This is a genomic window from Peptoniphilus indolicus ATCC 29427, from assembly GCF_000227315.1.
Lineage (GTDB): Bacteria > Bacillota > Clostridia > Tissierellales > Peptoniphilaceae > Peptoniphilus > Peptoniphilus indolicus.
The window spans coordinates 1,119,741-1,129,017 of the sequence record NZ_JH165061.1; the positions used below are offsets into that span (position 1 = coordinate 1,119,741).

The following is a 9,277-nucleotide window of genomic DNA, read 5'->3' on the forward strand; positions in this document are numbered from 1 at the left end:
TTAAGAATTTAATTTGTTAAGGAGTAAATATGTTTGCGATAGTTAATGTAGATGAAAATTGGGGAATAGGTGCCGACAATGATATGTTGGTGCATTTAAAAAGTGACTTAGAATTTTTTAAAGAAACTACTATGGGTAAATTGATTTTAATGGGAAGAAAGACTTACGAAACACTTCCAGATAAAAAGCCACTACCTGGCAGAAGAAATGTAATTTTGACAAGAAGTGATATAAATCCAGAAGGATACGAAGTGATACACAGTCCTGAAAAAGCTATGGAGATATATTCTGAAATGAATCCTGATGATTTTGCAATCATTGGTGGAGCTGAAGTGTATAAAATGTTTTTGCCTTATTGTGAGAAGGCGATTATAACTAAAACTCACACTGCATTTGAACGTGTAGAAAAATATTTTCCAAATTTAGATGAATATGAAGATTGGGAAATTGAATCAGAAGGGGAAACTGTTGAAGATCCACAAATTGATTATCATATAGTTGTCTATAAAAACAATAATGTGAAAAAATGGGACGGAGTAAAATTCTAATATAAAAGTAAAATCAACCCTTGTGTTTGGGTTGATTTTTAATATCCAAAATTATGTACAAGATTTAAAATTATAAATGAAAGGCTAAGTCCAAAAATAGGTAACATTATAGCTAATATAAAACGCAACAAAAGTGAAACAAAACTTATTTTTAGATACAAATTTCTATTTGAGTCTTCGCTTGAAAAAATGTAATAGATAAATCCAAACAATGGAAACATAAAGCATAGAAACATTAGAATTATCTTTTGCATGACAGTCTCCTTTTAGGAAAGTTTAACACAGTGTATACAGTCTGAGCAATGTTTTAATCTAATATTAATCTAATTAATGGATAACAAATTATAACGTTTAAAAATTTATATATAATTTAAAATATAGTTTTAAAATATAAAATTGCAAGAATAAAAAGATAAATTCTATTTGATAAAATAAATCTGAAAAGTATATAATAAAAGAAAACACCTCAAGATTTTGTCTTGGGTAATATTTTTTTTCATATTGGCATTGGGTATGCCAATTTTTTTGTTTTTTATGGAAAATTTATTATAGTGGAGGAACAAGATGGAAAATTTTGGGAAGATGACGTTTAACAAGGCGCGTATGAAAGAAAGACTACCTCATTCAGTTTATATTAAGTGGAAAGAAGTAGTTAGAAATAATCTTGAGTTAGATCGTGATACAGCAGATGCCATAGCTCATGCTATGAAAGAATGGGCAATTGAAAATAATGCAACACATTATTCACATTGGTTTTTTCCATTAAATGGTCTTACTGCTAAAAAAATGGAGGCTTTTATAGATAGAACTGACAATGAACCTCTTATGCGTTTTTCAGGAAAAGAATTGATAAAAGGGGAGCCAGATGCTTCATCTTTTCCAAGTGGAGGTATAAGGTCTACATTTGAAGCGAGAGGATATACTTATTGGGATGTTACTGCAAACTCTTTTATTATAGATAATGTGTTGTATATTCCAACAGTTTTTGTTGCTTTTACAGGTGAAAAATTAGATACTAGAGCACCTCTATTGTCTTCAACAAATAGGTTGTCAAAAATTGGCTCTGACATAATGAATATTTTAGAGAAAAAGCATACTTACAGAATGAGAGTTAAGGTTGGACTCGAACAAGAATTTTTCTTAATTGATAGAGATTTATATAATAAGAGAATTGATTTGGCATGTACTGGGAGAACTCTTTTCGGTGCAAGACCACCTAAGGCACAAGAGCTTGAAGACCATTATTTTGGTATAATACCTGAAAGAGTTGAAAAATTTTATCGTGAAGTAGATGAGAAACTTTGGAGTTTGGGAATTTACGCTAAGACTGAGCACAACGAAGTTGCTCCGGGACAATTTGAAGTTGCAATTCTTTTTGAAAATGTAAATATAGCTGTTGATGACAATCAACTTTGTATGGATATTTTAAAGTCGGTTGCAAAAAAACACAATATGGTTTGTCTACTACATGAAAAGCCATTTAAGGGAGTAAACGGAAGTGGTAAGCATAATAACTACTCAATAGCTACTAATTATGGATTAAATTGTTTTGACCCAGGGGACAATCCTGAAGAAAATTTACCGTTCTTAGTTTTTGTAAGTGCCCTCATAGAAGTTGTGCACAGAAATCAAACACTTCTTAGAATAGCTTCATCAAATGTATCAAATGACCATAGATTAGGAGGGAATGAAGCCCCACCTGCAATAGTTTCTATGTTTTTAGGTACAGATTTAGAAGATGTATTTAGAAAAATAAGTGATACTAATTACAAGCCAAAGACTAAATTTGAACCTATGAGAATTGAAACTCTAGGGGAAGTTCCAAGTGATAAAGCAGATAGAAACAGAACTGCTTCTGTTGCATTTACTGGAAATAAATTTGAATTTAGGATGCTTGGCAGTTCTAAATCAGCAGCTGAGTTAAATATTGTAATAAACACTGCAATGTCTGATGCTCTTGAAAGAATGTATGAAGAGTTAAAGAATGCTGTTGACATAAAAGAAACGGTGTATAATATTGTAAGAGATAGAATGGAAAAATATAGTGGAGTAATTTATGATAAAGACAATTACTCTGAAGAGTGGGTTCAAGAAGCTAACAGAAGAGGTCTTAAAAATCATAAGACTTTATTTGATGCTTTAAAGGCGGTTAAAGATGAAAACTGCTATGAAATATTCTACAAGCAAGATATTTTTTCAAAAGTTGAGTTAGAGGCTATTTACAAGATAGCTTATGAAGAAATAAAACAAGTTCATCTATTAGAGCTTAGAACAATGCAAGAAGTAATTCAAAAACAAATTATTCCGGTTGCGATGAAACAAGCCGTTGCATATGGGAAGTATTTAGATACAATAGAAAATCCTGTTGTAAGAGCTGAACTTGAATTATTCAATGACTCAATAACTGAACTTTATAATTTAAGAGAAGAAATGGTTGAATTACACGATAGGCTTGAAACCGATGAAGATATTTTTAAGTCTACCGAGGAATTACAAAAAAATGCTACAATGTTATTAGAAAAAGTTAGAAATATAATTGATGAATTGGAACTTAGAATTTCAGAAAAGATTAATTATATACCAACTTATAGGGAAATGTTTAATTCATTAGTTTAGGAGGAATTAATGTCAAAGTTTATATTCGTAACAGGAGGAGTTGTATCTGGAATAGGAAAGGGAATATCTGCAGCAAGTATAGGTCGCCTTTTAAAAGAAAGAGGACTGAGCGTGTTTATGCAAAAATTTGACCCTTATATAAATATTGATCCGGGAACAATGAGTCCTTATCAACATGGAGAAGTGTTTGTAACTAAAGATGGAGCGGAAACTGATTTAGATTTAGGACACTATGAAAGATTTATTGATGAAGAGTTGACTAAGAGAGCGTCTATAACAACAGGTAAAGTTTATTCAAAAGTTATTGAAAAAGAAAGAAGAGGAGATTATAACGGTTCAACAGTACAAGTTATACCTCACATAACTGATGAAATAAAAAATGCTGTGTATAAAGCAGCTAAAGAATCTCAAGCAGATGTAGTAATCACTGAAATTGGTGGTACTGTTGGAGATATAGAGTCTCTACCTTTTTTAGAAGCAATAAGACAAATTCACGCTGAAAGCAAACCTGAAGATGTACTTTTTGTACACACTGTATTAGTTCCTACTATACCCGGTTCTGATGAATTGAAGACTAAGCCGACACAACATTCATATAAGGTGTTGATGAGCTATGGAATAAAAGCTGATATCATAGTAGTTAGAAGTGGAGTGGAAATCACAGAACAAGTAAAAGAAAAGATTTCTCTATTCTGCGATGTGCCAAAGGAAGCAATAGTTGAGTCAAAGACAGTAGATTTAATTTATGAAGTTCCAATGGTATTTCATGAACAAGGAATTGACAATTATATTATAGAAAAACTTGAAATAGAACCTGAAGAATCAAAACACCAATGGAAAGAAATGGTTGAAAGATTTAAAAAAGCAAGTGAAGAAGTTAAGATTGCTTTAGTTGGTAAATATGTAGATTTACATGATGCATATCTATCAGTAACTCAAGCTCTTATAGATGCAGGATATGAAAATGGAGCAAAAGTTTGTATAAAATGGGTTAATGCAGAAAATCTTGAAAAAGAAAATATTGAAGAAGTATTTTCAGATATAGATGGCATTATTGTACCAGGAGGGTTTGGAAGTAGGGGAACTGAAGGGATGATATTGACTTCAAAATATGCAAGAGAGCATAATGTACCTTATTTTGGGATTTGCTATGGTATGCAAATAGTTCTCATAGATGTTGCAAGAAACAAACTTGGACTAAAAGGAGCTAATTCATCTGAAATAGACCCGGATACAAATTATCCTATTATAGATTTGTTAGAAAATCAAAAGACTGTCGAAAACATTGGAGGGACTTTGAGACTTGGAGATTATGATTGTACAGTTGAAGAAGGCACTCTAGCTAGAGCGCTTTATCAAAGTGAACACATAGTTGAAAGACACAGACATAGATATGAATTTAACAACTCATTTAGAGGAGAGATAAGACGCGCCGGAGTTGTATTCTCAGGAATAAATGAAGATTTAGATTTGGTGGAAATCATAGAAATACCGGAAAATAAATTTTTTATAGCATGTCAATTCCATCCGGAATTTAAGTCAAGACCTAATAGGGTTCATCCACTATTTAATGGATTTATAAAAGCTTGCTTAAAGTGAGAAAATAAATTTTATGGCTGAATTTTGGGATGTATATAGTAAATCCGGCAAAAGAAAAAATAGAGTCATAAAACGTGGGGACAAGATGCTAAATGGAGAATATCACTTAGTCTCTGAAGGTTGGATTAGGGTTGATGAAGACCATTATTTGATTCAAAAGAGGAGTAAAAATAAAAAACTTTTTGGGGATATGTGGTATTGTTCTGTTGGCGGTTCAGTTCTTGCAGGAGAAGAGCCCAAGGAAGGGCTTATAAGAGAAGCAAGGGAAGAAATAGGTATTGATATTTCAGATGCTAGGATAAGATTGAAGAGAATTATTGTAGAGAGTTTTGGAATATTTTATATCTATTTGATAGATAAGAAGATAAAATTGGAAGATTTAGTTTTACAAGAAGATGAAGTTTCTGAAGTTAAGATTGTAACTTTGGAAGAAATCTTTGAATTGATAGAAAATGGGGATATGATAAAGTTAGATTATTATGAAAAGTTTTTCGATTCGGTAAAGAAGATTCCAATTAGTTTAGATAATTGACACATAGGAGGAAAAATGAAATTATACAATACTTTATCCAGAAGTCTGGAAGAATTTCATCCTGTAGTAGAGGGTGAAGTTAGGATGTACAATTGTGGACCTACTGTCTACAACTATATCCACGTTGGGAACGCAAGACCTCTTTGTGTTTTTGATACTTTGAGAAGATATTTCATATATAAGGGAAATGATGTTAAGTTTGTAGTTAATTTTACAGATATAGATGACAAACTTATAAATAAGGCTAACCAAGAAGATACAACTGTAAAAGAAGTTGCTGAAAGATTTATAAAAGAATTTAAAACAGATGCAAATGGATTACATCTTTATGATTACAATACAATGAATCCAAGAGCTACTGAACACATCCAAGAGATAATAGACTTTATAGCAGGTTTAGTTGAAAAGGGAGCTGCTTATGAATCTGACGGAGATGTATACTTTAAAGTTGAATCTTTTACTGAATATGGAAAGTTATCTCACAAAAAATTAGAGGATTTAATAAGTGGGGCAAGAGTTGATATTTCATCACTAAAAGAAAATCCGGCAGACTTTGCACTTTGGAAGAAAAAGAAAGAGGGAGAACCATATTGGGAATCTCCATGGTCCGAGGGAAGACCTGGCTGGCATATTGAGTGTTCTGTAATGGCAAAATCTCTGCTTGGAGATACAATAGATATCCATTCAGGGGGAGAAGATTTACAATTCCCACACCATGAAAATGAAATAGCGCAATCAGAAACACTAAACGAAAAACCTTTTGCAAATTATTGGCTTCACAATGGAATGATTACAGTGGATAATGAAAAAATGAGTAAGTCTAAGGGGAATTTCTTCACAGTTAGAGAAGTTGCCGAGGAGTTTGATTTAGAAGTATTGAGATTTTTCTTATTGTCAAGCCACTACAGAAGTCCAATTAACTTTTCAAGAGATGTAATGGTTCAAACTAAGAATTCTCTTGAGAGAATCTATAACGGAAGAGATAAATTAGTTGATTTACTTGAAGTTACAAAAGAAGTTGAGCTTTCTGATAAAGATAGGGAATTTTTAAATTCAATTGAAGAAGAGGTTAAATTCTTTGAGACTTCAATGGAAAATGATATAAACACAGCAGATGCAATAACAGCAGTGTTTAACATAGTTAAAAAAATCAACACGGGACTTAATGAAAACTCAAATAAAAAAATAGTTTCATCAACATTTGATACACTTTTAAAACTTACAAAAGTTCTTGGTATTTTAGAGATGAGCCAAGAGACAGATATAGAAGTTGAAAGACTTATTGAAGAACGTGTCCAAGCGAGAAAGAATAAAGATTTCAACAGAGCGGATGAAATAAGACAAGAACTTCTTGATATGGGAGTAGTAATAGAAGATACAAGAGCGGGAACGAAATGGAAAAGAGCTTAAAGTTTTTAAAAATTTCAAAAGGATATGATGAGAGTTCTATTAGGGAACTCTCTCCTCTTGCTCTAGCTTTTTTAGGCGATTCAGTTTATGAATTGTTGGTTAGAACTACCATTTTAAATAAAAATAAAAATCCAAAAAATTACACATAGAGACAATCAATTATGTAAAGGCATCTAGTCAGTCAGATTCTATAGAAAATATTTTAGATAATTTAACAGAAGAAGAGTTGAGTGTCTTTAAAAGAGGCAGAAATGCTAAATCGCATACAGTACCAAAAAATCAAAGTGTTTCTGACTATAGAAATGCCACGGGGTTAGAATGTCTATTTGGATATTTGTACTTATTGGATAAGTCGGATAGAATACTTGAGTTGTTTGAAATGATTACAGAAAGTAGGGGTAGAATATGAAAGTCGAGATTATAGCTCACACTCCAAATCCGGAGGAGTTGATAGCAAAATCAGCAAAATTATGCTATTCAAAAGTAGGAGTGGAAGAAATATCTGAAAATATGACAAAAGAAGATGCTCAGAAATTTTTGAAAATGTTGATGAGTTTTTCTCACGCATCACCTATTGAGCATGCAAGTTTTACTTTTGCAGTTGAAGGAGTTTCAAGAACTTTGACTCATCAATTAGTAAGACACAGAATTGCATCTTTCTCACAACAATCGCAAAGATACGTTAGGCTTGATGAATTTAACTATATTATCCCACCTGAAATTGAAAAAAATGAAGAAGCTAAGAAGATTTTTATAGATGCAATGGAAAATTCAAAAGAAGCTTATAAAAAGATAACAGAAATTTTGATTGCTGATAAAGAGGGAGAAGGCAACAAGAGTGCCATAGAAAAAGCTTCAATAGAAGATGCGAGATATGTATTTCCAAATGCTTGTGAAACTAAGATTGTATTTACGATGAATGCAAGGACTCTTTTAAACTTCTTTGAACTAAGATGCTGTAATAGAGCTCAATGGGAAATTCGTCAATTGGCAACTGAAATGCTTAGAAAGTGTAAAGAAATAGCACCGACACTATTTAGTTTAGCTGGACCAAGTTGTGTTTCAGGAAGCTGTCAAGAGGGAGCTATGTCATGTGGAAAAGCTAAAGAAGTTAGAGAGTTTTACAGAAGTCTATAAATTTTGGCTCGATAGGAGAAATTATGAAGTATATATATGGAAGAAACCCTGTAATTGAAATGCTAAAAGCTGAGAAAGTAGACAAGCTATATATTCAACAAGGCAATAGAGAAGGCTCTATCAAAAAAATATTTGGAATGGCTAAGTCAGCCGGAGTATTGATAACAGAAGTTAACAAGAATAAATTAGATGAATATGCAAATGGCTCAAACCACCAAGGAGTTGTTGCTTTGGTATCAGACTTTGAATATTCAAGCATTGAAGAAATTCAAAATTTGGGAATAGAAAAGATTTTGATATTGGATAAGATAGAAGACCCACACAATTTTGGTGCTATAGCAAGAAGTGCAGAAGCTTTTGGTTTTAATGGAATTGTAATTCCAAAACACAATTCAGCTTACGTAAATGATGTAGTTTATAAAACTTCAGCCGGAGCAATAGAAAGACTTAAAGTGGCGATTGTTGTCAACCTTACACAAACTATAGAAAAGCTTAAGGAAAATGGATACTGGATATATGGAACTGATTTACAAGGGGAGAACTATAGCTCTGTAAATTTAAAAGGGAAAATAGCTCTTATAATTGGCAATGAGGGCAAGGGAATGTCTCAAGGTTTGAAGAAACACGTAGATGGAATGCTTACAATACCGATGATAGGCTCAATAAATTCTCTAAACGCATCGTGTGCAGCATCTGTTTTGATGGCAGAAGTTTTAAAACAAGATGAAGCGACTAAACTATAAGAAATCAGAAAAATATTTGTTTGTAGATGGGTACAACATAATAAATGCTTGGGGTAGTTTTGATAAATCAATTCCGCTTGAAGACCAGAGGCTACAACTTGCAGATGTACTTTCGGAATATGCTCACACAGTTGATGAAAAAGTAATAGTTGTGTTTGATGCGTACATGGTAAAAAAATCTGCTGGAGCTATTTATGATTACAAAGGAATTTTAGTTGTATTCACAAAAGAATTTGAGACAGCGGACCACTACATCGAAAGACAATTATCAGAGATGAAAAGAGTCAAGGGTGTAAGAGTTGCCACATCAGATAATATAGAACAACAGATTATATTATCAAGAGGTGGGGTTAGACTTTCGGCTAGAGAATTTCAAGTTGAGGTAGAACTTTCAAAACAAAAAATTTCTACAAAACAAAAAGTATTAAAGAAAAAAGCTGAACTCACAAATAGAATTGATGATGAGCAGTTGAATAAATTAAAAGATATGAACCTATAAAACACAGTACTAAACAAACTGTGTTTTTTGTTTGTTAAGTTGCAAAAAAATATTAAATTTATTTATTTAATATTTGATAAAAACTATTAAAAATTTGAAAATATTGTTATAATAAATAACAGAGCTTATGTTTATACATAGTAGTTAATCGTGTGACGTAGTAAAATATGCTATGTCTTTTTAAATTATATAA

At 32.0% G+C, this 9,277-nt stretch carries 10 protein-coding genes; all 10 read left to right on the plus strand.

The genetic code is table 11. The features are described from left to right. Positions 1-29: 29 nt before the first annotated feature. The 10 genes from HMPREF9129_RS05030 (at position 30) to HMPREF9129_RS05075 (ending at position 9,084) form a co-directional block, all read left to right on the plus strand. Positions 30-548 (plus strand): dihydrofolate reductase, encoded by a 519-nt coding sequence (locus HMPREF9129_RS05030; protein ID WP_004821027.1) that lies wholly within the window; start codon positions 30-32, stop codon positions 546-548. A 564-nt stretch (positions 549-1,112) separates the two neighbouring features. Beyond that, a complete protein-coding gene (locus HMPREF9129_RS05040; RefSeq protein WP_004821031.1) occupies positions 1,113-3,164 on the plus strand; it encodes a glutamine synthetase III domain-containing protein in 2,052 nt (683 codons plus the stop codon). A gap of 9 nt (positions 3,165-3,173) precedes the next feature. Next, the gene (gene pyrG, locus HMPREF9129_RS05045) at positions 3,174-4,763 is read left to right on the plus strand and encodes a CTP synthase (RefSeq protein WP_004821033.1); all 1,590 of its coding nucleotides are present in this window, start codon (positions 3,174-3,176) and stop codon (positions 4,761-4,763) included. A 13-nt stretch (positions 4,764-4,776) separates the two neighbouring features. Beyond that, on the plus strand, positions 4,777-5,295 hold the full coding sequence (locus tag HMPREF9129_RS05050) for an NUDIX hydrolase (RefSeq protein ID WP_004821035.1): 519 nt from the start codon (positions 4,777-4,779) through the stop codon (positions 5,293-5,295). Positions 5,296-5,310: 15 nt separating this feature from the next. Further along, complete coding sequence (cysS, locus tag HMPREF9129_RS05055) at positions 5,311-6,705, plus strand: cysteine--tRNA ligase (protein ID WP_004821036.1); 1,395 nt, start codon at positions 5,311-5,313, stop codon at positions 6,703-6,705. Continuing rightward, a complete protein-coding gene (locus HMPREF9129_RS12305; RefSeq protein ID WP_004821039.1) occupies positions 6,690-6,854 on the plus strand; it encodes a Mini-ribonuclease 3 in 165 nt (54 codons plus the stop codon). The genes cysS and HMPREF9129_RS12305 overlap by 16 nt, the downstream gene beginning before the upstream one ends. A 41-nt stretch (positions 6,855-6,895) precedes the next feature. Then, positions 6,896-7,114 (plus strand): ribonuclease III domain-containing protein, encoded by a 219-nt coding sequence (locus HMPREF9129_RS12310; RefSeq protein WP_370882807.1) that lies wholly within the window; start codon positions 6,896-6,898, stop codon positions 7,112-7,114. Further along, a complete protein-coding gene (thyX, locus tag HMPREF9129_RS05065) occupies positions 7,111-7,842 on the plus strand; it encodes an FAD-dependent thymidylate synthase (protein WP_004821043.1) in 732 nt (243 codons plus the stop codon). The genes HMPREF9129_RS12310 and thyX overlap by 4 nt, the downstream gene beginning before the upstream one ends. 23 nt (positions 7,843-7,865) lie before the next feature. After that, positions 7,866-8,585, plus strand: coding sequence for a 23S rRNA (guanosine(2251)-2'-O)-methyltransferase RlmB (rlmB, locus tag HMPREF9129_RS05070; protein WP_004821045.1), 720 nt, complete (start codon positions 7,866-7,868; stop codon positions 8,583-8,585). Beyond that, positions 8,566-9,084, plus strand: coding sequence for an NYN domain-containing protein (locus HMPREF9129_RS05075; RefSeq protein ID WP_004821046.1), 519 nt, complete (start codon positions 8,566-8,568; stop codon positions 9,082-9,084). The genes rlmB and HMPREF9129_RS05075 overlap by 20 nt, the downstream gene beginning before the upstream one ends. The last annotated feature ends 193 nt before the right edge of the window (positions 9,085-9,277 follow it).